Below are 26,196 nucleotides of genomic sequence, written 5' to 3'. Positions count from 1 at the left end.
CATAAAATCTTATATTTGACAAAAATTTTCAACCTAATAATGACTAAGAATGCCTGGCTCTTTTTATTGCTTTTATGCTCTTATACGGCATTTTCCCAATATACTGATGTCATAAACTCTAGTCGTCCAGGTTTTGCCGAAACTCCTTACGCTATAGGTACAGGTGTTACTCAGTTAGAAGCAGGGTATCAATACGGATCCTCTGATGTTTTTTCTCAAAACACTATTCTTAAATCAAACATTTTTAATCAAACATTACGTTTTGGTGTTCTATCTGAAAGATTAGAATTCAATATTCAATTTACACAAGAGATAGATAAACTTATTTCAAAAAGCACCAACGGTTATGGCAGCAACTTAGGTGCCACTTTTGGCGGTGGTGTCAAATATTTAATTTTAGATGCCAAAGTAAAAAACCGTGACCATGAAATACGCAGTTGGAAAAAAAGAACCGGATTTCATTGGTCGATGGTTGTACCTTCCATTGCAATCAATGCTTCTGCTAACGCGGGTATGAATCCGCGTTTTACAGAAAATGCGAATATCACTTTAGACGATCCTCTATCTCTTTTAGATATCAATACAATTAAAGCATCCTTAAACCCTAGTGGTAACTTTAAAGTTGGCCTGCTCTTACAGAATCATATAAAAAACTCTTGGGTTATCGCCAGTAATTTCTCCTATGAAAGAAGATTTTTTAATGATTTTAACGATACTAACATCTATAATATAATTGTTGCAGGGACTTATAGCCCTAATAAAGATTGGTCGTTCTTTGCTGAAAGCAAAAATGTTTTTAATATTTATCAAAACAACTTCGACCTAAGATCGGGAGTAGTTTACTTAGTCAATAAAAATCTACAAATTGATGCCTCTATAAATGGTAATATTGGGAACAATTTTAACAGTTCTGGGGCTTCGGTTGGATTTTCTTGGAGATTAGATGAACATATTGATAAACCAAGAAAAATAAAAAAGGCTACAAAAGACACCATACAAGGTCCAAGTTTTATAAAACGTGCAGGGCAAAGCACTAAGGAGTTTTTTATTGTTGCAGGAATCTCAATTGGCACTTTCTTTAGTAATGTTGGAACAGACATTAGCATTTTCACGCAAAACCTTTTCCTTTCCAAAGAAAATCATCTAGAAAAAAGAGAAAGAACAGCCAAAAAAGAGAAAGCAATCCAACCTAAAGAAGAAGAACCAGTACCCGAACCTAAAAAACCTAAACGAGGAAGGTTACTAAATCGGGAAATAGAAGACTTTAAATCAGGGAAAACTTTTGAAGAAGAGAGAAAAAAACAAGAGAAATTATTGGCAAAAGAAAATAAAGCCAGAGAAAAAGCTGAAAAAGACCGTCTAGCAGCGGAGGAGAAAGTTCGAAAAGCAAAAGAAAAAGCTGAAAAGGAAAGACTTAAGGCCGAACAGCGAGACCTTAAAGAAATGGAAAAAGAAGAAAAAGCTTATCTTAAGGCAGAGGCGCAGGCTCTAAAAGAAGAAGAAAAAAGACTTGCAAAAGAAAAGGCAGCAGCGGCAGCAATTGCTCTAGATAACGAAAAAACTGAAGACGCGAAGATTGCAGAAGAAAAACGTTTAGCTGAAGAAAAAGCGGAGAAAGAAAGAATTGCTGCGGAGAAAAAGGCTGAAGAAGAAAGAATCGCGGAAGAAAAACGTTTGGCAGAAGAGAAAGCAGAGAAAGAAAGAGTTGCTGCGGAGAACAAAGCTGAAGAAGAAAGAATCGCGGAAGAAAAACGTTTAGAAGAAGAGAAAGCAGAAAAAGAAAGAGTTGCTGCGGAGAACAAAGCTGAAGAAGAAAGAATCGCAGAAGAGAAACGTTTAGCTGAGGAAAAAGCAGAGAAAGAAAGAGTTGCTGCGCAGAACAAAGCTGAAGAAGAAAGAATCGCGGAAGAAAAACGTTTGGCAGAAGAGAAAGCAGAGAAAGAAAGAATTGCTGCGGAGAACAAAGCTGAAGAAGAAAGAATCGCGGAAGAAAAACGTTTAGCTGAGGAAAAAGCAGAGAAAGAAAGAATTGCTGCGGAGAACAAAGCTGAAGAAGAAAGAATCGCGGAAGAGAAACGTTTAGCTGAGGAAAAAGCAGAGAAAGAAAGAGTTGCTGCGCAGAACAAAGCTGAAGAAAAAAGAATCGCGGAAGAAAAGCGTTTAGCTGAGGAAAAAGCAGAGAAAGAAAGAATTGCTGCGGAGAAGAAGGCTGAAGAAGAAAGAATCGCGGAAGAGAAACGTTTAGCTGAGGAAAAAGCAGAGAAAGAAAGAATTGCAGAAGAAAAACGTTTGGCAGAAGAGAAAGCAGAGAAAGAAAGAATTGCTGCGGAGAAGAAGGCTGAAGAAGAAAGAATCGCGGAAGAGAAACGTTTGGCAGAAGAGAAAGCAGAGAAAGAAAAAATTGCAGCGGAGAAGAAGGCTGAAGAAGAAAGAATCGCGGAAGAAAAACGTTTAGCTGAGGAAAAAGCAGAGAAAGAAAGAATTGCTGCGGAGAAAAAAGCTGAGGAAGAAAGAATCGCAGAAGAAAAACGTTTGGCAAAAGAGAAAGCAGAGAAAGAAAGAATTGCTGCAGAGAAGAAGACTGAGGAAGAAAGAGTTGCTGCGGAGAACAAAGCTGAAGAAGAAAGAATCGCAGAAGAAAAACGTTTGGCAGAAGAGAAAGCAGAGAAAGAAAGAATTGCTGCGGAGAAGAAGGCTGAAGAAGAAAGAATCGCGGAAGAAAAACGTTTGGAAGAAGAGAAAGCAGAGAAAGAAAGAATTGCCGCGGAGAAGAAGGCTGAGAAAGAAAGAAAAGCTTTGGAAAAAGCCGAAAAAGAAAAACAAAAAGCATTAAAAAAGGCTGAAAAAGAGAGAAAGAAACTCGAGAAAAAAGAAAAAGAAGCAGCCCGCTTATTAAAAGAAAAACAGGAAAAACAACAAGAATTAATGCGTAGAATTGACGCGCAATCAGGCTTTTAATTATGCAATTATTTTACAACGAAAACTTGAACGACACCTCAGAACAATTCACTTTTGACAAAGCAGAAAGTAGACATATCATCCGTGTACTTCGAAAAACAGAAGGAGATAAAGTTCAAATTACAAATGGAAAAGGAATTCTTTTTACCGGTGAGATCTCTGTTGCCAGCGATAAAAAATGTGTTGTCAACATTTTGAATTATGATCTAAAAGAGAAAGCATGGAATTATAATTTACATATAGCAATTGCTCCTACCAAATTGAATGATCGCATAGAATGGTTTTTAGAAAAGGCAACGGAAATTGGAATTGATGAAATTACACCTATCATTTGCAAACACTCTGAAAGAAAAGTTGTAAAAAAAGAAAGACTTGAAAAAATAGTTTTATCTGGGATGAAACAATCTTTAAAATTTCATTTACCCAAAATAAATGAAGCAGTCACTTTCAAACAATTTATTGCAACTAAGCCAACAGGAGATTTATTTATAGCGCATTGCGAAGAACAGGAGAAAAAATCTTTTAAAACTGAAATCACTCCAAACACAGATATTACTATTTTAATTGGACCTGAAGGGGACTTCGATCCTTCCGAAATAGAAACTGCACTAAACAACAATTATACTCCTGTTACTTTAGGAAACAGCCGTCTCAGAACTGAAACTGCCGCATTAGTAGCATGTCACTCGGTTGCGTTTGTAAATGAATAAGAGCTCACTAATCAATTATAGCATCTACAACAAATTGCTGAATTTTCGTTCTAATATCCTCTTCACCAAGCTTATTGTTTTCCATAGTTGGAAAAGTTCTATTGGAAAGAAAAATATATAGCAACCCTGTATCAGGATCTGCCCAAGCATAGGTTCCCGTAAAGCCACTATGTCCAAAACTATTAGCAGACACGCAACCGCAGGTGTTTTTTACTTCTGGATTCAATTGAGGTTTATCAAAACCTAATCCGCGTCTAACTGAATCTTGCTCATAATACCTCGTATTAAATTTCTCCATCGTTTTCGACTTGAAATATCGATGTCCACCATAATATCCTTTTTGCAAAAATAATTGCATCATTTTTGCCACATCATTCGCATTTGCAAATAAACCAGCATTTCCTGACACGCCTCCCATCATGGCTGCTCCCATATCATGTACCGTTCCTTGCAATACCTGATGCCTAAAATAAGTATCTATCTCAGAAGGAATAATTCTATTTTTATCAAATTCATTAAGTACGTTAAACCTAAGAGTCTCTGCCCCTAAGGGTGCATAAAACTCCTTTGTCAAAAGTTCATCCATCCCTAAACCAAGTTCTTCCTCCATATATTTTTTAAAAATATAAAATGGCAATCCACTGTATTTATACCCTGGTTTTTCACGTTGCTCTACAGATACAATATTCGCATATATGCTATCCTTGAAATCTGTTCTTAAATAAAGGTTTTCCGCAACTTTAATAGAATAATCCCCATTTGGACTACTACTATAATATTTCGGCAAAGGTGTATTCGTTACACTATCTAACGTTTCTAGGTAAAATGGAATCCATGCTTTCAACCTTGCTGTATGTGAAAACATTTCCTTTACTGTCAAAGTATCCTTATTACTTTCTGCGTATTCAGGTAATATATCACCCAATTGATCCTCTAAACCAAACATTCCGTCTTCTTCTCCTTTCATGATGAGTGGTACTCCTCCTAGAATTTTAGTCAAAGAGGCTAAATCATAGATATCAGTATTCAATACGGGATTACGTTTCTCATAGGTATGATAACCGTAACTCTTCTGGTAAATCACTTTTCCATATCTTGCAACTAAAATTTGTGCACCTGGAGTCATTTTTTCATCAATTGCATACTGAATCAAACTATCAACTTTAGAAAACGAAGGACCATGCATACCCACAGACTCAGGTTTTCCATAAGTCAATCTCATCAGGTCAGTAGATTTTCTCCCTGAACCTACTTTAAAAACACTCCCAATAGACACAGGTAACTTTCCACGAGTTTCCAAGGCACCAAATATCATTTGAGCTGCTATTTCTTGAGCATAAATACTATTTTGATATCCTACAAGAACAGATTCTATATTTTCAAAAGAATAAACATCCAGCAGTGCGTAAGGACTTGAGAACACACTCAACAAGATCTCATTTTGCGCTGCTATCTTATCTAGTTCAACTAATTCTTTATTCGAAAATTTAAAGCTTTTCCAAGGATTGCTATTTGATTTATGATACCCAACAATTACCCTTGAATATTTTTTTAATTCTTCTAAATAAGTTCCTGGTTCATCATACTTCACTTCTGTAATATGGGTGTACTTTTTAAGCATTTTAATAAAATGCTCATTGGGTCCATCTCCCAACTTGACATAAGCTATCTCAGCGCTTTCTAAATCCTTTATCGGAAAAATTCCTTTTTCGTTTTTCAGTAAAGTTATAGAATTTTCAACCAACTTAGCATGCAACAAAGAATCTTGAACAGTATTTAAATCTTCATTTAAATTTTCTAAAGCTACCGGTTTGTATTCATTTAAACCTGCCCAATATTTTGCTTTCAATATCTTTTTTACAGAAAAATCCAGCCTTTGAATAGTAATCTGCCCTGTATTTAGGGCTCTTTTAATTTTCTTTACTGCTGCTCCAACATTTTCTGGAATCAATAACATGTCATTTCCAGCCATAAATGCAGCCAAATCAATATCTCCAGGTTTGGCATAATTAGCGGCACCTTTCATATTCAAAGCATCTGTAAAAATCAACCCATTAAACCCCATCTTTTCTTTCAATAAATTTGTAATAACCTTATATGAAATAGAAGTTGGAATCTCAGGATTCGGTTCTAATGCAGGTACGCTTAAATGTGCTACCATGACACTAGATAATCCTGTGTCAAAAATTTTAGTATACGGATATAACTCTACGGATTCTAATCTATTTATATCAAAAAGTAATTGAGGCAACGTTTTATGAGAATCTGAAGCCGTATCTCCATGTCCAGGAAAATGTTTCGCATTTGCCAATACACGTTCGCCTTGCATCCCTTTTATAAAAGCGGAAGCTTTTCTTGTTACATTGTATTTATCTTCTCCAAAAGAACGATTTCCAATAATAGGATTTTCTGGATTTGTATTGATATCAACAACAGGAGCAAAATTAATATGAATTCCTAATCGTTTACAATGAACTCCTAATCGTTCACCAAACTGCTCAATCAATTGATCATTTTGAATAGCACCCAAAGTCATGTTCCAAGGATAACGAAATGTCTTTTTCAAACGCATATCCAATCCCCATTCCCCATCAAACCCAATTAATAAAGGTATTTTAGATTTCCCTTGATAATAATTATTTAGTTCTGCCTGTTTTTCAGGTGTTCCTTGCATAAAAATTAAACCACCAATATGATATTTTTTTATCTCCGACTCAATAAATTTTCTATGTTTTAGATCTTTATTAGAATAGGCTTGAATCATGAATAATTGGCCAATTTTTTCATCTAAAGACATAGAGTTCATCTTTTTCTCCACCCATATACGCTGTGCTTCAGAATCTTTTGTCAATAACGGATCAAGCTGTTGTGCGTAACTTAAAAAAAGTCCACAACAGTAAAAAAAAATAAATCTTAGCTTCATATAAAACAGTCCTGTATTGAATATGTTTAATTTAAAAATCTTTGATGCCAACTATCTTTTGCAAAAACCTCCCATTTATTTGAGATCTCAGCTTTTGTTTGCACCATATTATTAAAAACTATTGTTTCTTCGGTTATCTTATTTTCTTTAGCATAATCCTGAAAATCTGATAAGCTTACGATATTGATATTTTCACCATCTTTAAAAGAAATATTCAATTTATTCATCAAATCTACAGACAATTGACTTTCAATATCCTTTACAAAACGAACTGAAGAATCAATAGAACAACCTGAAGCATTTGCATATGATTCATCTATTGCCAATACTAAAAACTGATCATAGAGCACTGTAAAACTTCCTTTCAATTGATCCCCGTGACGCGTCCAATTCTCAATAAAAGCAACAGCTTCATTTTCTATAATTTCTAATTCATTCTGTTTAAATTTTCTATCTGACTGATAGACCCATACTCTTGCAGAATCGGGTAATGTATTATACGCTACAAACATATTTTTTATCTTTTTGTATTCAAACTTCTTAATTTAATCTGTGTCAACACTTTCTTAGTGTAAAGCGGAAAATCTGCATTCTGAATCCATGCATAATATCCTGGGTTCTCTTCAAACACCTCTAACACTCTCCTCCCCTTGTATTTTCCGAATGAAAATGTCTCTAATCCTTCTTTGTCAAACATTAAAAAACCAGCAAAATCCGCTCTTTTATTATGAGAAGAATATTCGCTTAAACTTTTTACGTCATTTCCAATATCTTCATATTTCTCTATTTGAGCCAATAATATTTCATACGTTGCTAAAGTATCTGCCTCTGCAGAATGCGCATTTTCTAACTCTTTATCACAGTAAAATTGATAGCCTGCACTCAAAGTTCTTTGTTCTTTTTTATGAAAGATAACTTGTACATCAATTGCCACCCTGTTGTTCATATCAAAATCTATTCCAACTCTTAACATTTCTTCTGCTAACAATGGAATATCAAATCTATTAGAATTAAAACCTGCAAGATCACAGCCCTTAATCATCTTCTCAACATCCTTAGCTAATTGTTTAAATGTAGGCTCATTAGCAACTTTCTCATTAGTAATCCCATGAATTTCAGAAGTCTCTTTTGGTATTTCCATTTCTGGATTCACTAACCATGTTTTACTCTCTTTAGTTCCATTAGGAAATACTTTTAAAATAGAAATTTCTACAATTCTATCCTTTGCTATATTGATTCCAGTTGTCTCCAAATCAAAAAAGACAATCGGTTTTTTTAATACTAACCCCATTATTTATTTTTATAAGCCGTAAAGATAATTTATTATGGATAATTGCTCTAAGATTTCACTCCGATTTTACTAAAAAAACAATGCACTTCCTCCCATATATTAATAATGAAATTTAATTTGTCATGACATAGTTTTCTAATATCTTTGCACACTTAAAATACAATTCATGATTAATATTACTTTACCTGATGGGAGCGTAAGAGAATACGCAAAAAATAGCACAGCAATGGATGTTGCTATGAGCATAAGCCATGGTTTGGCTAGAAATGTAATTTCTGCAAGTTTTAATGGAACCACCGTTGAAACCAAAACCCCATTAACCACCGACGGTAATTTAACATTATTCACTTTTGATCAGCCTGAAGGGAAAAAAGCATTTTGGCATTCCTCTGCCCATGTATTGGCACAGGCAATTCAAAAATTATATCCAGGTGTAAAACTGACCATTGGTCCTGCTATTGACAATGGATTCTATTATGATATTGACTTTGGTGATCATAAAGTATCTGAAAATGATTTCCCTAAAATCGAGAAAAAATTTATTGAACTTGCTAGAGGAAAACATGAATTTACATTGCGTGAAGTTTCTAAATCAGACGCCTTAGCAAAATATAAAGAAGAAGGAAATCCTTTTAAAATAGAACTTATTGAGAATTTGACAGATGGAGATATTACCTTCTGCGACCATGACGACTTTACAGATCTTTGCCGTGGTGGACATATTCCTAACACAGGAATTATCAAAGCTGTAAAAGTAATGAGTGCTGCTGGTGCCTATTGGAGAGGTGATGAAAAAAACCCTCAGTTAACACGTATCTATGGAATCTCTTTTCCTAAAGCCAAATTACTTACAGAATATTTGGAGGTTTTAGAACTAGCGAAGCAACGTGATCACAGGAAATTAGGTAAAGAATTAGAATTATTTACTTTTTCTCAGAAAGTTGGACAAGGTTTACCCTTATGGTTACCTAAAGGAGCAGCATTAAGAACTCGCTTAGAAGACTTCTTAAAAAAAGCACAACAAAAAGCAGGATATGAAATGGTGATGACACCACATATCGGACAAAAAGAATTATACGTGACTTCTGGTCACTATGAAAAATACGGTGAAGATAGCTTTCAACCTATCAAAACACCAAAAATGGACGAAGAGTTTTTATTAAAACCAATGAACTGTCCACATCACTGTGAAGTGTATAACTACAAACCTTATTCTTACAAAGATTTACCAAAAAGATTTGCCGAATTTGGAACTGTTTATAGATATGAACAAAGTGGTGAATTGCATGGTATGACCCGTGTTCGTTGTTTTACGCAAGATGATGCACATATTTTTTGTACTCCAGATCAATTAGATCAAGAGTTTAAAGATGTAATTGACTTAGTTTTATATGTGTTTAAAGCTCTTGGTTTTGAGGATTTTACTGCTCAAGTTTCTTTAAGAGATAAAGAAAACACTGAAAAATATATTGGATCTGACGAAAACTGGGAAAAAGCAGAACAGGCGATCATCAATGCTGCGAATGAAAAAGGATTAAGCACTGTAGTAGAATATGGTGAAGCTGCCTTTTATGGTCCAAAATTAGACTTTATGGTGAAAGATGCTTTAGGTAGAAGTTGGCAACTTGGTACCATTCAAGTAGATTACAACTTACCAGAGCGTTTTGAATTATCATATAAAGGATCTGATAACGAATCACATAGACCTGTAATGATTCATAGAGCACCATTCGGATCTATGGAGCGTTTTATCGCTGTTTTACTAGAACACACAGGAGGAAACTTCCCACTTTGGTTAATGCCAGAGCAAGTTATGATTCTGCCAATCAGTGATAAATATCAAAAATATGCGAAAAAGGTTTCAGAACTGCTAGAAAATTCCGAAATTCGCGCCCTAATTGATTCTCGAAGTGAAAAAACGGGAAGAAAAATTAGAGATGCAGAAATCAGTAAGGTACCTTACATGATTATCGTAGGTGAAAAAGAAGAAAATGAAGGAACGGTTTCTGTAAGAAAACATGGTGAAGGGGATTTAGGAACCTTTGCTATCGATGATTTTATAGAATTAATACAAAAAGAAGTAAATAGTACATTAGTACAATTTTAATTAACCCCTGAGCAATCAGGCTAAAATTATAAAGTTATAGCAATACGTAGAAACAGATCTCCTAGAAAACCATGGAGAGTTCAAAACGAAGACCAACACAGAATCAACAGCCGTATTAGAGATGTTGAAGAAGTACGTTTGGTAGGTGAAAACATCGAAGTTGGTGTTTACCCAATTAGAAAGGCATTAGATCTTGCTCGTGAGCAAGAATTAGATTTGGTGGAGATTTCACCAAAAGCAGTTCCTCCTGTTTGTAAAATTATTGATTATAAGAAATTCTTGTACGAACAAAAAAAGAGAGAAAAAGCACTTAAATCTAAAGCAACAAAAGTAGTTGTGAAAGAAATAAGGTTTGGTCCTCAAACGGATGAACATGATTATGAGTTCAAAAAGAAACATGCGATTAAATTCCTTAAAGAGGGAGCTAAATTAAAAACGTTTGTATTCTTTAAAGGACGTTCAATCATCTTTAAAGACCAAGGTCAGATTTTACTTTTAAGACTTGCTCAAGAATTAGAAGAGTACGGAAAAGTAGAACAAATGCCAAGATTAGAAGGAAAGAGAATGATTATGTTTATTGCTCCAAAAAAGAAATAAACAAATCAAACAATATATATAAGTAAGAATATATAAAACTAAGGAGATATGCCTAAGATGAAAACTAAATCTAGTGCTAAGAAGAGATTCAAAGTAACTGGAACTGGAAAATTAAAAAGAAAGCATGCTTTTAAGAGTCACATTTTGACAAAAAAATCTAAAAAGCGTAAATTAAAGTTAACTCATGATGGTTTGGTACACAAATCTGATGAAGCTAACATTAAACAACAATTGAACTTAAAATAATTTTTTAAGTCAATAGGTAATTATTATTAACCTTGGAGTGGGCTAATTTAAGAGCAACTCGTTGCCGCCTTACTACAAAAAAACATTGAAATTATGCCAAGATCAGTAAATTCAGTAGCCTCAAGAAAAAGAAGAAAAAAAATCTTGAAGGCAGCAAAAGGTTACTTCGGACGTCGTAAAAACGTTTATACAGTAGCAAAGAATGCGGTAGAAAAAGCGATGAGCTATGCTTACCGTGACCGTAAAAATAACAAAAGAAATTTCCGTTCATTGTGGATTCAACGTATCAACGCTGGAGCTCGTCAACACGGAATGTCTTACTCTCAGTTTATGGGAAAAGTTAAAGCTAACAACATCGACTTAAACCGTAAGGTTTTAGCTGATTTAGCGATGAACAACCCAGAAGCTTTTAAGGCTATCGTTGATAAAGTAAAATAAATTATTTAATCTCTTACTTATATAGAAAAACCTCAAACTAACGTTTGAGGTTTTTTAGTTTTACAAATAAAGGCAAACTAATAGCAACTTGGTACGCCTTTACTTTATTTTACTCTTGCAAGCTTAATTACCTTTCGCGTAATCTTCTAAAAATTTTGCCAATCCACTATCCGTTAAAGGGTGTTTTAACAATCCTTCAATGGCACTTAATGGTCCTGTCATTACATCAGCTCCTATTTTTGCACAATTCATAATGTGCATCGTATGCCTTACAGAAGCTGCAAGTATTTCCGTTTTAAAACCATAGTTGTCGTAGATATGACGAATTTCTTCAATCAACCCCATACCATCAGTTGATATATCATCCAAACGCCCAATAAAAGGAGACACATAAGTAGCTCCAGCTTTTGCTGCCAACAAAGCTTGCCCCGCAGAAAAAACTAAGGTGACATTCGTTCTAATACCTTTTGAAGAAAAATATTTACATGCCTTAACTCCATCCTTAATCATAGGTAGTTTCACTACAATTTGAGGATGTAATGCGGCTAATGCTTCACCTTCTTTTACCATTCCGTCAAAATCCGTAGAAATAACTTCTGCAGAGACATCTCCTTCAACTGCTTCACAAATATCTAAATAATGTTGCAATTGATTCTCTTGTCCAGTAATCCCTTCTTTCGCCATTAAGGATGGATTTGTAGTAACTCCATCTAAAACCCCTAAGGCTTCAGCTTCTTTAATTTGTTCTAAATTAGCTGTATCTATAAAAAATTTCATATTTACTCTGTATTAATTAATACTGTGATCAAATTTAGTATAAATCCAAATAGAATTTGCAATAAAAAGATAAATTTAATGATAATTTGGCCATAATATTTCAATAGCTGTAGCTCCAGAAAAAGAAAGTTTAGAGCACAAAAAATGGCAAGCTACCTACATCACACTGCTACAACCTTGTACCCTTGCTGTGTTCCCACCCTGGGGGATTCCAAAGGAGCTAGTTGTGTAGGACTTGCCGCTGCAAAAATACGTTCAATTTTCATTTTCTGCAACGTTTTTTCAAGAAAAAACCAAGCTTTTTTACAACTATCAGATTTAAAGTTATTTAACAATAAAATATTTTAATCCGTCATTTCTTAGGCTTCTAAATTCCCTATATTCATGAATGGAATCCTTATATTTGCCTTTCAAAATTATTTAAACTTGAGGTATTTCGTTGAGCTTTCTTATTTAGGAAAAAATTACCATGGTTGGCAAATTCAACCCAATGTAATTACAGTGCAAGAAAAAGTGAATTTTGCTTTTTCTACGATACTTGGAACCCCAATTCAAGTAATGGGTGCTGGTAGAACAGATACAGGTGTGCATGCCTCGCAAATGTTCGTGCATTTAGATTGTGAAACACAACTCTCAAACACCAAACATCTCTATAAATTAAACGCTATATTACCAGATGATATAGTTATTCATAACATTTTCCAAGTAAAAGAAGAGGCACATACCCGATTCCACGCTACACAACGCAGTTATGAATATAAAATTCATTTGGGTAGAGATCCTTTTTTATTAGATACCACATGGCAGTTTTTCAGATCTGAGCTTGATGTTTCAAAAATGAACGAAGCGGCAGAGATATTAAAGAATTATACTAATTTCAAGTGTTTTTCTAAATCAAAAACAGATGTGCAAACGTATAATTGTAGTATCTCTCATGCGAAATGGATTCAAGATGGAAAATCCCTTGTTTTTTATATATCAGCAGATCGATTTTTAAGAAATATGGTTCGTGCCATCGTAGGAACATTAGTTGCTATCGGACAGGGTAAAATTAAAGTAGCAGCCATAAAAGAAATTATTGAAAGTGAAGATCGATCTAAAGCTGGAACTAGCGCTCCTGCTCAAGGATTATCACTTACTCAAATAACTTACCCACACGACATCAAACATGGATAAAAACAAAAAAAATAACGTTTTTGATTTCAATATTTTTTACCGTCTTATGGGCTTTGCTAAAAAATATAGGGTTCATTTTGTGATCTCATGTATCACCGCTATTTCCCTTGCCCTGATTGCAGCGCTTAGGCCTTATTTAATCATTGAAACTGTAGATACTTATATTAAAGGTAAAGATCCACAAGGCTTGCTAAATTACGCTTTGATTATACTTTCGGTTTTAATCACTGAGGTATTACTTCATCTTACATTTATTTATATTGCAAACTGGCTTGGACAACATATTATCAAGGACATTCGTGTAAAACTTTTTGAACATGTCCTGAAATTTAAAATGTCCTATTTTGATAAATCTTCTGTTGGACAAATGGTTACTAGAGTGGTTTCTGATGTAGAAACGATTGCTCAATTTTTTGGTCAAGGTTTGTTCATGATTATTAGTGATTTGTTAAAAATGATAGTCATCGCCGGTTTTATGCTTTATAAAAACTATCAGTTGGCTTTGATTTCTTTTGCGGTTCTTCCCATTATTATATACGCTACAAAAGTTTTTCAGGCTGCTATAAAAGTAGCATTTCAACAAGTAAGAACCCAAGTCGCAAATCTTAACGGATTCGTTCAAGAAAGAGTCACAGGAATGCAAATCGTTCAACTTTTCAGTCGAGAAAAAATTGAATACGACAAATTCAAAGAAATAAATGAAGCCCATAAAAAAGCGCATGTAAAAACAGTTTGGTACTTTTCTATCTTTTTCCCAATTGCAGAAATTCTTTCTTCAGTTGCGGTAGGTTTGCTCGTTTGGTATGGTGGTTTGAATTTAGCGTTAGATGGTAGTGTTACCCTTGGTGAAATCATGGGTTTCATCATGATGGTAGAAATGCTATACAGACCTTTAAGACAAATTGCTGATAAATTTACGACACTACAGATGGGAATGGTTGCTGGTAATCGTGTTTTTGAAATCATGGATACGCAAGAGTCTGTTTCTAAAGAAGGAAAAATTGAAATTGAAAAACTAGATGGTAAAATTGAATTCAAAGAAGTTCGATTTAGTTATGTAAAAGGTGAAGAAGTTCTTAAAGGAATTTCTATGACTGTAGAGGCAGGAGAAACCATTGCCATTGTAGGGGCTACCGGTGCCGGAAAATCAACCATTATCAACTTATTAAACAGATTTTACGAAATTGATTCCGGTACTATTTGCATAGATTCTATAAACATTAAAGATTTCAAACTTAAAAGTCTTAGAGACCATGTTGCCATAGTTTTACAAGATGTCTTTTTATTTTCTGATACAATCCTAAATAATATTACGTTAGAAAACAAAGAAATTTCTATGTCACAAGTAACTGAGGCTGCCAAACAAATAGGAATCAATGATTTTATTGAGAGTTTACCAAATGGCTATGAATTTAATGTAAAAGAAAGGGGAAATATGTTATCCTCTGGTCAACGTCAATTGATTTCTTTTTTACGTGCTTATGTCAGTAATCCATCCGTCCTAATTCTTGATGAAGCAACATCTTCTGTTGATTCTCACTCAGAAAAAATGATTCAATTTGCCACTGATAAAATTACAAAGGACAGAACTTCTATTATAATTGCCCATAGATTAGCAACGATTCAGAAAGCTGATAAAATAATTGTAATGGACAAAGGTAACATTGTAGAAATCGGGAGCCACAAGGAATTACTAAAAAATAGCGAAGGATATTATCGAAATTTATTCGAAAAACAATTTAGTGATTCTAATCAAGAAGTCACGAGCAATTAGTCTAATCTAAGTGTTGTTTAATTTTATCAATCAACTCTTCTTTAGATTCAAAAAGCTCAAATTCACCATCCTTTATCAAGGATATTTTTCCTGTTTCCTCTGACACTGCGATACAGATACAATCGGTTCGTTCCGTGATCCCGATTGCAGCTCTATGACGCAATCCAAACCTACTTGGAATACTTTTATCCGATAAAGGCAAAACAACTCTTGTTGCCACTACAAAATTCTCATTGATAATTGTTGCACCATCATGAAGTGGACTATTTTTATAGAAAATACTCTCTAACAAAGGAACATTTATTTCAGCGTTCATATAATCACCTCGTTCCTTAACAAAATCCAAACTGTTATTTCTCTCTATCACAATGAGTGCCCCCGTTTTTGATTTCGACATCTTACGACATGCCGCCACTATTGCCTCCACATCTACCTCTGAACTGATTTCAGTTTTTAAAAATTTTAATTGATTTATAAAACTTCTTTTTGACCCAATGTTCGCAGAGCCCAACATCAGTAAAAACTTTCTTAATTCTGGATGAAATATTATAAGCATTGCAATAGCACCACCACCAACTAAAACTTCCAAAATACTACTTAACATTTCCATTTTTAAGGCCTGTGTTACCTTATAAATCAGAAACACTATTGTGATTCCTATAAATATATTTATCGCTACAGTCCCTTTTAAAAGTTTGTATACGTAATACAATAGGACTCCTACCAATGTAATATCTAAAAAATCTAGAAAAGTAAAGTCTATAAAATCCAATCAGTTGCTTTTTTGTAAAAATAGTAATTAAAAACGACACCCTTTAAAAAGAGAATCAATGACATCACTTCTTTAACTCCTCTCCTATTTCACACACAGGAATCGGATTCATTTTATGTTGATTATTCCTATTTAACTTAGAATAAATAGCAAATACCTCTTTCTCTCTTCCTTTTAATTCGTCTAAACTAATTCCGTTTTCCCGTTGTTCCATTGCGTGTTCTAACTCGTCATAAGAAGCCCCTAATTGATCTTCATCTGTTCTACTATCACCAAACAAACCATCAGTTGGAGCTGCATTTTGAATTGCCCCAGGAACTTCTAAATATGCTCCTAAGGCAAATACCTCAGATTTCACTAAATCCGCAATAGGACTAACATCAACTCCTCCATCTCCATACTTTGTATAAAAACCAACTCCGAAATCTTCTACTTTATTACCTGTACCAGCAACTAACGCAGAATTAATTCCTGCTATATAATACAACGAAGTCATTCGTAAACGTGCTCGCGTATTCGCTAAAGTCAAATCTTTCAATGGACCATCATCTGAAGCTGGCATCGCCAATTGAAATGTTTCAAATGATTCTGTCAAATCAGTTTTAACACTAGTCACATTTGTGAATTTTTGTTTTAAATTATTTATATGCTCTTCCGCTCTTGTTACCTGACTGATGTCTTGATGAATTGGCATTTCAACACATACTAATGGCAATCCGGTTTTGGCACATAAAGTAGAGGTTACCGCCGAATCAATTCCTCCTGAAACACCTACAACATAACCTTTAACTCCCGCTTTTACTGCGTAATCCTTTAACCAATTAATAATATGATTTGCAACTTTTTCAGAATTCATAGTATTTCTATTTTTAGTATTTTTGATAGCACAAAAGTAAACAATAATATAGAGAGAAAACCCTTATAAATGGCAGTTTTACTTCTCTTTTATCTCTTTATATAAAATTCGATGTTAAAAACTTATCTTTTCTCTGTTCTCATAATACTATCGTTATTTAGTTGTCATCATAAAAGCGAACAAGAAAGACGCATTTCAAACTCAAAAATAACATTTGACTTTGTTCCATTCCATCATAAATTTTTCAACTGTGAACCTAACAAACTAACGGATTTAAAAAACCAATTCCCCTATCTGTTTCCTAAATCGGTACCCGATAGTGTATGGTTAAAAAAAATCAATAATTCTGAAGAAAAATTATTATTCCAGCTCGTTGATAGTGTTTTCTCTAACCTAACAACACTCAACACTGAAATTTTGAACTTATACAAACATGTCAAATATTATGAGCCTAATTTTAAGGCCCCGAAAACAATCACATTAATAAATAATATTGATTATAAAAATGCCGTTATATACGCAGATACTTTAATGTTTATATCTTTAGATATGTATCTTGGTAATGATTCAGAAGTATACAATTCTTTTCCTAATTATATCTCCCAAAATTTTTCTAAAGAGAGAATCACTATAGATATTTCTGACAAAATAATTGATCAGCAATTCAACATTATTAGAAAAAGGAGCTTTTTAGAATCAATGGTATACTTTGGTAAAAGACTTTATCTTAAAAATCTTTTTTTACCGAATAAAGAATTTTACTTAATTCAGGGGGTTACAAAAGAAAAATTTAATTGGGCAGAAGAAAATGAAGCTGAAATATGGAAATATTTCATTTCTCACGACATGCTATTTAGCACCGATCGAAGTTTAAATAAAAGATTTATAGACAATGCCCCTTTTTCAAAATTTTATTTAGAATCAGACAAAGATTCTCCTGGAAAAATAGGAACCTATATTGGCTATAAAATTGTTTCCTCCTATGTGCAAAATAATAATATTTCCTTAAAAAACTTACTAAAATTAGATGCACAGCATATACTTTCTAAATCAAAATACAAACCTTCTAAATAATGTCATCCACTAGTTATTTTTATTTTAAAAACAATATAGCTATCATTTATTTTTTTACAAACTTTGATTTAAATCAAAACTATGAACATAAATTTTATATTTTGGAGTATTAGAACTTGGTAGTTCTAAGTTTATCAATCATTCTGATAAAAAACAAAAAAGGCCAATCCTTTAGATTGGCCTTTTTGTTTCTAGAGAAATATTATTCTACAAATATTTCAACTCTGTTATTCTTAAAGTTTTCTTCTTTTATATCTGTATCATATTTCGGCTGTGTTCCACCTAATCCAACTACATCTAATCGAGAACTATCGATACCTCTTATTTTGGTTAAGTGTTTTTTTATTGCAAAACTTCTTCTTTTAGAAAGATCCAAATTATATTTTAAGTTTGGCTTATTGTTGGTATGTACCTCTATTCTAACAGATGCTTGGTTATATTTATTCAATATAATTGCCATTTTATCCAAGATACTTATATTATGCTGTTTTAACACATGCCCCTCTGATCTTGAAAAATGAATCTGACTCGCTAAAGATTTTAACTCACTTTCAACACTACCAACCATAGCCGGATCACCTATAACATCATTAGAGATTTTATCTTCTTTCAACGCACGTCCTCTAGCAACTTCTGTACTCAAACCATTTGAAGAACTTGCTTCCTCATTTTGAATCGGACAACCTTTATTCTCCTTTGTTCCTTTAGCAAAAGGACAATAGTCTTTATAATCCGGAATACCATCCATATCAGAATCAACAGAAACTCCATCACCATAAACTCTTGATTCTTTAGGTGTATTAGGTTCTTTATCGTAAATATCAGGAACACCATCTCCATCAGAGTCCACACCACTACCAAAACCACTTGAATAATTTGTAGAAGCTGTTTGGCTACTACTTTTTCTAATCATCGTTCCTTGTGGATAGGCAAGTTTACCTTCTTCAGATTCTGGATCTATAAAATTAATTTCTACACGTCTATTATTTTGTCGACCTTGTTCAGATTCGTTCGTATCTATAGGTCTAGTCTCTCCATAACCCCTTGATGACAATCTACCTTTATCAACTCCCTGATTTGTCAAATACTTCAACACAGATTTTGATCTCTTTTTCGATAACTCAAGGTTGTAATTATCATTTCCTCGGTTATCAGTATGTCCTTCAATTTTAAATCGAGAATCAGGATAATCCGTCATAACCGATGCTATTTCATCCAATGGTTCAAACGATTCTGGTTTTAATTGGTCACTAGCAGATTTAAAATAAATACTCTTAGATAAAAGATTTATTTTAGCCATAATATCATTCTTCTCATCATCATTAAACTCAACTACTGGTTCAGCAACAACTTCCTCAACAATTGGCTCACTATATGCGATAGGCACTTGTACAGGGCACCCATTGTTTTCCTTTGGCCCTTGTAATAACGGACAATTATCTTCATAATCCTTTAATCCATCTTTATCGGAATCAATAGCAACTCCGTTTCCATACACTTCAGCATTCTTCGGAGTTGATTTTTCTATATCCAATTCATCAACAACACCGTCATTATCGGAATCCTTCAAAACAAATGGGTCTACAACTTTATCTTGTACCCATATAGCATGCTTTTCCTTTTTACCAAACTTATATACAACACCAATATTTCCCGTAAAGAAAGATTCATACGTTTGTTTTTGAGAAATAGCAGCATCTAAATGATCTTCATTATTTAAATTTAAAACACCCCTCGCTTCAATGTCGAATTTATTATTCAAGCGATATTTAACAGATAAAGCAGCGTTTAAATACAAAGAACCAGCATTCGTTTTAAAGTCTCTATTTTGATTGGTACCAAAATCAGTATCATTTATTGTCCCATCATCCCCAACATGATTTGGATGATATGGATCTTCTGGATCATTAGGATCATAGTTCTCATCATCTCTATTAAAATCCTTTATTACCAAACGAGGATTATACTTCTGATAACCAATACCAACGTACCCTGCCCAATTCCATTTTTCACTATTTCTTTTCCAAAGATTATCTAGGTCAACAATAAGACTTGTCTCAAAACCAAAATTATTTCCTTCAACCGTCAATACTCTATCACCATAATCTTCCGCATATAATATTCTATAATATGCTGATTCAGATAAACCACCTGACGTACCAAGGGTCTGAACCTCTCCTGCAATTTGAGAAACATTTAACCTTGCTTCAACACCCAATACAGGGTTAAACATCTTATCGACATAAATATAACCTCCTAGGTTTGCATAGGTATCACCACTTTTAGTATCAAAAGATCGTAAATCACCATGTAAGGCTAATATACTAAAACCAGCTCCTACAGACCATGTATTATAATCTTCTTTAAATTTATTGCTTTTTTCAGCTTGACTAAAAGTAACGGTTGTTGTAAGTAACAAAAACAACATTACAATTTTCTTCAACAAGTCAGACATTCTATTTATTAGGTTAGTTATTATTGACACAAATACAAGCATCTTGACAAAAATAAAATTATTCTTCAAAGAAACTTAAAAAATGATATTTTTTTTCATGATAATCACAGTATTATCTAATACTATTAACATACATTAATAACAGTTAACATTACATTTTATTGTGTCATCACATTAATAATTCAATCCAATATGTTCTAAAACTAATCATCAATCATAAAAATAACTAATATTCTGTTTAACTCTTAAATTAAATTACAGTTATCATCCTAAAAGAACATTAAGCTTTAGTCATTTATAATTCATTAAATCCCTCTTATTAGATAATAAGAGGGATTTTTTTATAGGATTGTATTGTTTCAATATCAGCTTTCGTGTATACATTGTTCAATAGTATCGATGCAGTAAAAAGTATTTTAAGTTTATCACAAAAAAAAACCTCAATCATTTTACTGATTGAGGTTTCAAAAAAAGGCGGTGACATACTCTCCCACCGGTTAGGCAGTACCATCTGCGCTGATAGGTTTAACTTCTCTGTTCGGAATGGGAAGAGGTGAGCCCTATCGCAATAACCACCTTAAGGTCTTTGCTAGTCTAATTTCTTAAACCAGTATTTAATAATTAACATATTGAAATGCATCACAGATGCCATAAATATAATATTCAAATTAGAAGTGCTATAATATTTGGAGTAATAGAATGTATAAAGAGTTTCCCTCCCGCTAGTTGCCTAGCGGAAGTTCTTTGTACAAAAGCCTATGGGTTATTAGTACTACTTGGCTATGACATTACTGCCTTTACACCTATAGCCTATCAACGTGGTAATCTTCCACGACCCTTTAAAGAAATCTCATCTTGTGGTGGGTTTCGCGCTTATATGCTTTCAGCGCTTATCCCTTCCCAACGTAGCTACTCTGCAATGCCCTTAGCAGAACAACAGATACACCAGAGGTTAGTCCAACTCGGTCCTCTCGTACTAGAGTCAGATCCACGCAAATTTCTAACGCCCGCTACAGATAGAGACCGAACTGTCTCACGACGTTCTGAACCCAGCTCGCGTGCCACTTTAATGGGCGAACAGCCCAACCCTTGGGACCTTCTCCAGCCCCAGGATGTGACGAGCCGACATCGAGGTGCCAAACCCCCCCGTCGATGTGAGCTCTTGGGGGAGATCAGCCTGTTATCCCCGGAGTACCTTTTATCCTTTGAGCGATGGCCCTTCCATGCGGAACCACCGGATCACTATGCTCTTGTTTCCAACCTGATCGACTTGTTAGTCTCGCAGTCAAGCACCCTTATGCCATTGCACTCTACGCACGGTTACCAAGCGTGCTGAGGGTACCTTTAGAAGCCTCCGTTACTCTTTTGGAGGCGACCACCCCAGTCAAACTACCCACCAAGCACTGTCCCCTTCGCAGGGTTAGGCTCTAGACAAGCAAAGGGTGGTATTTCAAGGACGACTAACATACGCCTGGCGACGCATGATCGATGTCTCCCACCTATCCTACACATTACTTATCCAAAGTCAATACTAAGCTATAGTAAAGGTTCACGGGGTCTTTTCGTCCCGTAGCGGGTAATCGGCATCTTCACCGATACTACAATTTCACCGAGCTCATGGCTGAGACAGTGTCCAGATCGTTGCACCATTCGTGCAGGTCGGAACTTACCCGACAAGGAATTTCGCTACCTTAGGACCGTTATAGTTACGGCCGCCGTTTACTGGGGCTTCATTTGAGAGCTTCGCCGAAGCTAACTCCTCCACTTAACCTTCCAGCACCGGGCAGGTGTCAGGCCCTATACATCAACTTTCGTTTTAGCAGAGCCCTGTGTTTTTGATAAACAGTCGCCTGGACCTATTCACTGCGGCCCATCATAGATGGGCGCCCCTTCTCCCGAAGTTACGGGGCGATTTTGCCTAGTTCCTTAGCCATGAATCACTCGAGCACCTTAGAATTCTCTTCCCAACCACCTGTGTCGGTTTAGGGTACGGGCTGCTTCACTCGCTTTTCTTGGAACTCGCTTCGCTGTATTATCACCTTGACCGAAGTCTCAGTGTACTATCGGGGTGTTACCACTCCCTTCAACGTACTATTCTGTCAGTACGCAACAACTATACGAATCCGTCACTTTTAACGTGAGCAGGTACTGGAATATTAACCAGTTGTCCATCGACTACCCCTTTCGGGTTCGCCTTAGGTCCCGACTAACCCTCAGCTGATTAGCATCGCTGAGGAAACCTTGGTCTTTCGGTGGGCGGGTTTCTCACCCGCCTTATCGTTACTTATGCCTACATTTTCTTTTCTAGACGCTCCAGCATTCCTTACAGAACACCTTCAACGCAACTAGAATGCTCCCCTACCACTTATGATAAATCATAAATCCATAGCTTCGGTAATATACTTATGCCCGATTATTATCCATGCTCGATCGCTCGACTAGTGAGCTGTTACGCACTCTTTAAATGAATGGCTGCTTCCAAGCCAACATCCTAGCTGTCTATGCAATCGAACCTCGTTAGTTCAACTTAGTATATATTTGGGGACCTTAGCTGATGGTCTGGGTTCTTTCCCTCTCGGACATGGACCTTAGCACCCATGCCCTCACTGCTGTGTATATTTATTAGCATTCGGAGTTTGTCAGGAATTGGTAGGCGGTGAAGCCCCCGCATCCAATCAGTAGCTCTACCTCTAATAAACTAAACCACAACGCTGCACCTAAATGCATTTCGGGGAGTACGAGCTATTTCCTGGTTTGATTGGCCTTTCACCCCTACCCACAGGTCATCCCAAGACTTTTCAACGTCAACGGGTTCGGTCCTCCACTGTATGTTACTACAGCTTCAACCTGCCCATGGGTAGATCACCAGGTTTCGCGTCTACTACTACTAACTATACGCCCTATTCAGACTCGCTTTCGCTACGGCTGCGTGACTGAATCACTTAACCTTGCTAGAAACAGTAACTCGTAGGCTCATTATGCAAAAGGCACGCCGTCACACAGTAAATGTGCTTCGACCGCTTGTAGGCGTACGGTTTCAGGATCTCTTTCACTCCCTTACTTAGGGTTCTTTTCACCTTTCCCTCACGGTACTAGTTCACTATCGGTCTCTCAGGAGTATTTAGCCTTACCGGATGGTCCCGGTGGATTCATACAGGATTACTCGTGTCCCGCACTACTCAGGATACCACTATCAATAATTAATCTTACCCGTACGGGGCTATCACCCTCTATGGCCAAACTTTCCAGTTTGTTCTGATTCAATTAACATCAAATGTCGTGGTCCTACAACCCCAAACTTGCCGAAACAAGATTGGTTTGGGCTAATCCGCGTTCGCTCGCCACTACTAACGGAATCACTATTGTTTTCTCTTCCTCCGGTTACTTAGATGTTTCAGTTCACCGGGTTCGCCCTCCTTGCGGAGTAACATGTCTTCAACATGCTGGGTTGTCCCATTCGGAAATCTTCGGATCAATTCTTATGTGCAAATCCCCGAAGCTTATCGCAGCTTATCGCGTCCTTCATCGCCTCTGAGAGCCTAGGCATCCGCCATACGCCCTTACTTAGCTTTTTGTACTTTTTGCTCTTTTATTCTATTATTTGTATCATGTAATTAGTAGCAGGAAATAAGTATTAATACTTATCCCAAACTAAATACCTTCTACGGTTTGCATGCTATGCATGCCTCTATTTGTATTATAGCTCGTTATTAATTTTAGTTTTTCTAAAATATAACTTCTAATATCATACGATATCAGTATTTCAATATGTCAATGAACTCTTTGCAATAAACAATTCTCAAATAACAAATAACAATTATAAAATTGCTAATTGTCAACTGATAATTGTCAATTGACTTTTGTGGAGAATATCGGAGTCGAACCGATGACCTCCTGCGTGCAAGGCAGGCGCTCTAGCCAGCTGAGCTAATCCCCCAAAATTACTAGTAGCTAGTATTGGGTAGTTAGTCGTTAGACTTCTAACGAATACTCAACTTCTAAAATTTCCTATATGTTATATACCTAACTCTTTTTTAAAAAAGTAGTCTCGGGCAGACTCGAACTGCCGACCTCTACATTATCAGTGTAGCGCTCTAACCAGCTGAGCTACGAGACTCTGTTTCTTTTAGTCTTGTATATAATATAAAATTGAACAGCAATTAAAGAATTAAACAATTCTTAATTTTCATAACCTAACATCTCTTTCTCTAGAAAGGAGGTGTTCCAGCCGCACCTTCCGGTACGGCTACCTTGTTACGACTTAGCCCTAGTTACCAGTTTTACCCTAGGCGGCTCCTTGCGGTGACCGACTTCAGGCACTCCCAGCTTCCATGGCTTGACGGGCGGTGTGTACAAGGCCCGGGAACGTATTCACCGCATCATGGCTGATATGCGATTACTAGCGATTCCAGCTTCACGGAGTCGAGTTGCAGACTCCGATCCGAACTGTGATATGGTTTGTAGATTCGCTCCCTGTCGCCAGGTGGCTGCTCTCTGTCCATACCATTGTAGCACGTGTGTAGCCCAGGACGTAAGGGCCGTGATGATTTGACGTCATCCCCACCTTCCTCACGGTTTGCACCGGCAGTCTCTTTAGAGTCCTCAGCTTAACCTGTTAGCAACTAAAAATAGGGGTTGCGCTCGTTATAGGACTTAACCTGACACCTCACGGCACGAGCTGACGACAACCATGCAGCACCTTGTAAGAAGTCCGAAGAAATAAGTATCTCTACCTAATGCATCCTACATTTAAGCCCTGGTAAGGTTCCTCGCGTATCATCGAATTAAACCACATGCTCCACCGCTTGTGCGGGCCCCCGTCAATTCCTTTGAGTTTCAATCTTGCGACCGTACTCCCCAGGTGGGACACTTATCACTTTCGCTTAGTCACTGAGATAAATCCCAACAACTAGTGTCCATCGTTTACGGCGTGGACTACCGGGGTATCTAATCCCGTTCGCTCCCCACGCTTTCGTCCATCAGTGTCAGTATACTCGTAGTAGACTGCCTTCGCAATCGGTATTCTGTGTAATATCTATGCATTTCACCGCTACACTACACATTCTATCTACTTCCAAGTAACTCAAGACTAACAGTATCAAAGGCAGTTCCATAGTTGAGCTATGGGATTTCACCTCTGACTTATTAGTCCACCTACGGACCCTTTAAACCCAATGATTCCGGATAACGCTCGGACCCTCCGTATTACCGCGGCTGCTGGCACGGAGTTAGCCGGTCCTTATTCATATAGTACCGTCAAGCTCTTACACGTAAGAGTGTTTCTTCCTATATAAAAGAAGTTTACAACCCATAGGGCAGTCTTCCTTCACGCGGCATGGCTGGATCAGAGTTGCCTCCATTGTCCAATATTCCTCACTGCTGCCTCCCGTAGGAGTCTGGTCCGTGTCTCAGTACCAGTGTGGGGGATCTCCCTCTCAGGACCCCTACCTATCGATGTCTTGGTAAGCCGTTACCTTACCAACTAACTAATAGGACGCATAGTCATCTTGTACCCATAAATGTTTAATAACTAAACGATGCCGTTCAATTATACTATGAGGTATTAATCCAAATTTCTCTGGGCTATCCCTCTGTACAAGGTAGATTCTATACGCGTTACGCACCCGTGCGCCGGTCGTCAGCAGAAAAGCAAGCTTCTCCCTGTTACCCCTCGACTTGCATGTGTTAAGCCTGCCGCTAGCGTTCATCCTGAGCCAGGATCAAACTCTTCATCGTTATTTTTTTTAGTCACCGAAGTGACTTATTTTTATACAATACTAGCTTACTCTAATCAGAATTCGTGTTACTAAAAACACGTAATTTAATCTTTAATTTTACGCTGTCAATTTCAATATTTTCAATGAACGTCAGATCACAGATCTGGTTTGTTTCTTTTTTTACTAACAACGCTTGGCGTGTTAGCGGCTGCAAATCTAAAACCTTTTTTCGTTATAAAAAAATAAAATTTAATTTATTTTTTAAAACTCTTAATCCTAAATTTTACCAGCATTTTAAAGAACTCTTCGCCTTCCAAAACAACAA

16 protein-coding genes, 2 tRNA genes, 3 rRNA genes and 1 other RNA gene are annotated in these 26,196 nt (G+C 36.0%); 9 read left to right on the top strand and 13 right to left on the bottom strand.

Annotated features, from left to right (window positions below):
- Window positions 1-39: 39 nt before the first annotated feature.
- Window positions 40-2,958 (top strand): transporter, encoded by a 2,919-nt coding sequence (locus AC2DGP_RS00620; protein WP_484491092.1) that lies wholly within the window; start codon window positions 40-42, stop codon window positions 2,956-2,958.
- A gap of 2 nt (window positions 2,959-2,960) precedes the next feature.
- Entirely contained in the window at window positions 2,961-3,668 is a 708-nt protein-coding gene (locus tag AC2DGP_RS00615; RefSeq protein WP_484491091.1) for a 16S rRNA (uracil(1498)-N(3))-methyltransferase, read from the top strand.
- A 7-nt stretch (window positions 3,669-3,675) separates the two neighbouring features.
- Here the strand turns inward: AC2DGP_RS00615 and AC2DGP_RS00610 are convergent, their stop codons facing one another.
- From AC2DGP_RS00610 to AC2DGP_RS00600, 3 genes are read right to left on the bottom strand one after another with little or no spacing between them, the layout of a single operon-like run.
- Window positions 3,676-6,591 carry a serine hydrolase domain-containing protein gene (locus tag AC2DGP_RS00610; protein ID WP_484491090.1) on the bottom strand — a complete coding sequence of 972 codons (2,916 nt, stop codon included), beginning with the start codon at window positions 6,589-6,591 and terminating at the stop codon, window positions 3,676-3,678.
- 26 nt (window positions 6,592-6,617) lie between these two features.
- On the bottom strand, window positions 6,618-7,103 hold the full coding sequence (locus AC2DGP_RS00605) for an ABC transporter ATPase (protein ID WP_484491089.1): 486 nt from the start codon (window positions 7,101-7,103) through the stop codon (window positions 6,618-6,620).
- Between the two features lie 5 nt (window positions 7,104-7,108).
- Entirely contained in the window at window positions 7,109-7,882 is a 774-nt protein-coding gene (locus AC2DGP_RS00600; RefSeq protein WP_484491088.1) for an exonuclease domain-containing protein, read from the bottom strand.
- A gap of 166 nt (window positions 7,883-8,048) precedes the next feature.
- On the opposite strand from AC2DGP_RS00600, the gene thrS reads away from it, so the two are divergent.
- The 4 genes from thrS to rplT all read left to right on the top strand — a co-directional run bounded on the left by thrS (window position 8,049) and on the right by rplT (window position 11,270).
- Window positions 8,049-9,989 (top strand): threonine--tRNA ligase, encoded by a 1,941-nt coding sequence (thrS, locus tag AC2DGP_RS00595; protein WP_484491087.1) that lies wholly within the window; start codon window positions 8,049-8,051, stop codon window positions 9,987-9,989.
- A 42-nt stretch (window positions 9,990-10,031) separates the two neighbouring features.
- Window positions 10,032-10,586, top strand: coding sequence for a translation initiation factor IF-3 (gene infC / locus AC2DGP_RS00590; protein ID WP_484492473.1), 555 nt, complete (start codon window positions 10,032-10,034; stop codon window positions 10,584-10,586).
- A 48-nt stretch (window positions 10,587-10,634) separates the two neighbouring features.
- Window positions 10,635-10,832, top strand: coding sequence for a 50S ribosomal protein L35 (gene rpmI / locus AC2DGP_RS00585; protein ID WP_249983077.1), 198 nt, complete (start codon window positions 10,635-10,637; stop codon window positions 10,830-10,832).
- 93 nt (window positions 10,833-10,925) lie between these two features.
- Window positions 10,926-11,270 (top strand): 50S ribosomal protein L20, encoded by a 345-nt coding sequence (rplT, locus tag AC2DGP_RS00580; protein WP_152286330.1) that lies wholly within the window; start codon window positions 10,926-10,928, stop codon window positions 11,268-11,270.
- A gap of 123 nt (window positions 11,271-11,393) precedes the next feature.
- Here rplT and fsa read toward each other — a convergent pair whose 3' ends face one another.
- A complete protein-coding gene (gene fsa / locus AC2DGP_RS00575) occupies window positions 11,394-12,047 on the bottom strand; it encodes a fructose-6-phosphate aldolase (protein WP_484491086.1) in 654 nt (217 codons plus the stop codon).
- Between the two features lie 142 nt (window positions 12,048-12,189).
- An RNA gene (ffs, locus tag AC2DGP_RS00570) (signal recognition particle sRNA small type) lies at window positions 12,190-12,288 on the bottom strand.
- Window positions 12,289-12,473: 185 nt separating this feature from the next.
- On the opposite strand from ffs, the gene truA reads away from it, so the two are divergent.
- Both truA and AC2DGP_RS00560 read left to right on the top strand, forming a co-directional pair.
- Window positions 12,474-13,223: a tRNA pseudouridine(38-40) synthase TruA gene (gene truA, locus AC2DGP_RS00565; protein WP_484491085.1), complete on the top strand. Its 750-nt coding sequence runs from the start codon at window positions 12,474-12,476 to the stop codon at window positions 13,221-13,223.
- On the top strand, window positions 13,216-14,997 hold the full coding sequence (locus AC2DGP_RS00560; protein ID WP_484491084.1) for an ABC transporter ATP-binding protein: 1,782 nt from the start codon (window positions 13,216-13,218) through the stop codon (window positions 14,995-14,997). The genes truA and AC2DGP_RS00560 overlap by 8 nt, the downstream gene beginning before the upstream one ends.
- A 1-nt stretch (window position 14,998) precedes the next feature.
- On the opposite strand, the gene cdaA is transcribed toward AC2DGP_RS00560, so the two are convergent.
- Window positions 14,999-15,769, bottom strand: a complete 771-nt coding sequence (cdaA, locus tag AC2DGP_RS00555; RefSeq protein WP_484491083.1) for a diadenylate cyclase CdaA — start codon at window positions 15,767-15,769, stop codon at window positions 14,999-15,001.
- A gap of 64 nt (window positions 15,770-15,833) precedes the next feature.
- The gene (gene nadE / locus AC2DGP_RS00550; RefSeq protein ID WP_484491082.1) at window positions 15,834-16,625 is read right to left on the bottom strand and encodes an NAD(+) synthase; all 792 of its coding nucleotides are present in this window, start codon (window positions 16,623-16,625) and stop codon (window positions 15,834-15,836) included.
- Window positions 16,626-16,736: 111 nt separating this feature from the next.
- Here nadE and gldB point away from each other — a divergent pair, with 111 nt between their 5' ends.
- Window positions 16,737-17,699 carry a gliding motility lipoprotein GldB gene (gene gldB / locus AC2DGP_RS00545; RefSeq protein ID WP_484491081.1) on the top strand — a complete coding sequence of 321 codons (963 nt, stop codon included), beginning with the start codon at window positions 16,737-16,739 and terminating at the stop codon, window positions 17,697-17,699.
- Between the two features lie 202 nt (window positions 17,700-17,901).
- On the opposite strand, the gene AC2DGP_RS00540 is transcribed toward gldB, so the two are convergent.
- From AC2DGP_RS00540 to AC2DGP_RS00515, 6 genes are all read right to left on the bottom strand, one after another.
- Window positions 17,902-20,154, bottom strand: coding sequence for an OmpA family protein (locus AC2DGP_RS00540; RefSeq protein ID WP_484491080.1), 2,253 nt, complete (start codon window positions 20,152-20,154; stop codon window positions 17,902-17,904).
- Window positions 20,155-20,623: 469 nt separating this feature from the next.
- Window positions 20,624-20,734 (bottom strand): 5S ribosomal RNA (gene rrf, locus AC2DGP_RS00535).
- A 166-nt stretch (window positions 20,735-20,900) separates the two neighbouring features.
- Window positions 20,901-23,730 (bottom strand): 23S ribosomal RNA (locus AC2DGP_RS00530).
- 287 nt (window positions 23,731-24,017) lie between these two features.
- Window positions 24,018-24,091, bottom strand: a tRNA-Ala gene (locus AC2DGP_RS00525).
- A 106-nt stretch (window positions 24,092-24,197) separates the two neighbouring features.
- Window positions 24,198-24,271 (bottom strand) — tRNA-Ile (locus tag AC2DGP_RS00520).
- A gap of 95 nt (window positions 24,272-24,366) precedes the next feature.
- Window positions 24,367-25,890: ribosomal RNA gene (locus tag AC2DGP_RS00515) — 16S ribosomal RNA — on the bottom strand.
- Together the 16S, 23S and 5S rRNA genes with 2 tRNA genes alongside form the textbook arrangement of a ribosomal RNA operon.
- Window positions 25,891-26,196: the final 306 nt, after the last annotated feature.

The organism is Flavicella sp. IMCC45537 (assembly GCF_057197705.1).
Note: the sequence above shows the minus strand (reverse complement) of the source record. Positions and strands in the feature narration are given on the sequence as shown.

Excerpts from the sequence above, each read along its gene's own strand:
- AC2DGP_RS00600 (WP_484491088.1), bottom strand. The coding sequence starts at position 7,882 with ATGGGGTTAGTATTAAAAAAACCGATTGTCTTTTTTGATTTGGAGACA.
- rplT (WP_152286330.1), top strand. The coding sequence starts at position 10,926 with ATGCCAAGATCAGTAAATTCAGTAGCCTCAAGAAAAAGAAGAAAAAAA.
- AC2DGP_RS00605 (WP_484491089.1), bottom strand. The coding sequence starts at position 7,103 with ATGTTTGTAGCGTATAATACATTACCCGATTCTGCAAGAGTATGGGTC.
- gldB (WP_484491081.1), top strand. The coding sequence starts at position 16,737 with ATGTTAAAAACTTATCTTTTCTCTGTTCTCATAATACTATCGTTATTT.
- AC2DGP_RS00540 (WP_484491080.1), bottom strand. The coding sequence starts at position 20,154 with ATGTCTGACTTGTTGAAGAAAATTGTAATGTTGTTTTTGTTACTTACA.
- AC2DGP_RS00560 (WP_484491084.1), top strand. The coding sequence starts at position 13,216 with ATGGATAAAAACAAAAAAAATAACGTTTTTGATTTCAATATTTTTTAC.
- AC2DGP_RS00620 (WP_484491092.1), top strand. The coding sequence starts at position 40 with ATGACTAAGAATGCCTGGCTCTTTTTATTGCTTTTATGCTCTTATACG.
- nadE (WP_484491082.1), bottom strand. The coding sequence starts at position 16,625 with ATGAATTCTGAAAAAGTTGCAAATCATATTATTAATTGGTTAAAGGAT.
- AC2DGP_RS00615 (WP_484491091.1), top strand. The coding sequence starts at position 2,961 with ATGCAATTATTTTACAACGAAAACTTGAACGACACCTCAGAACAATTC.
- rpmI (WP_249983077.1), top strand. The coding sequence starts at position 10,635 with ATGCCTAAGATGAAAACTAAATCTAGTGCTAAGAAGAGATTCAAAGTA.
- thrS (WP_484491087.1), top strand. The coding sequence starts at position 8,049 with ATGATTAATATTACTTTACCTGATGGGAGCGTAAGAGAATACGCAAAA.
- AC2DGP_RS00610 (WP_484491090.1), bottom strand. The coding sequence starts at position 6,591 with ATGAAGCTAAGATTTATTTTTTTTTACTGTTGTGGACTTTTTTTAAGT.
- fsa (WP_484491086.1), bottom strand. The coding sequence starts at position 12,047 with ATGAAATTTTTTATAGATACAGCTAATTTAGAACAAATTAAAGAAGCT.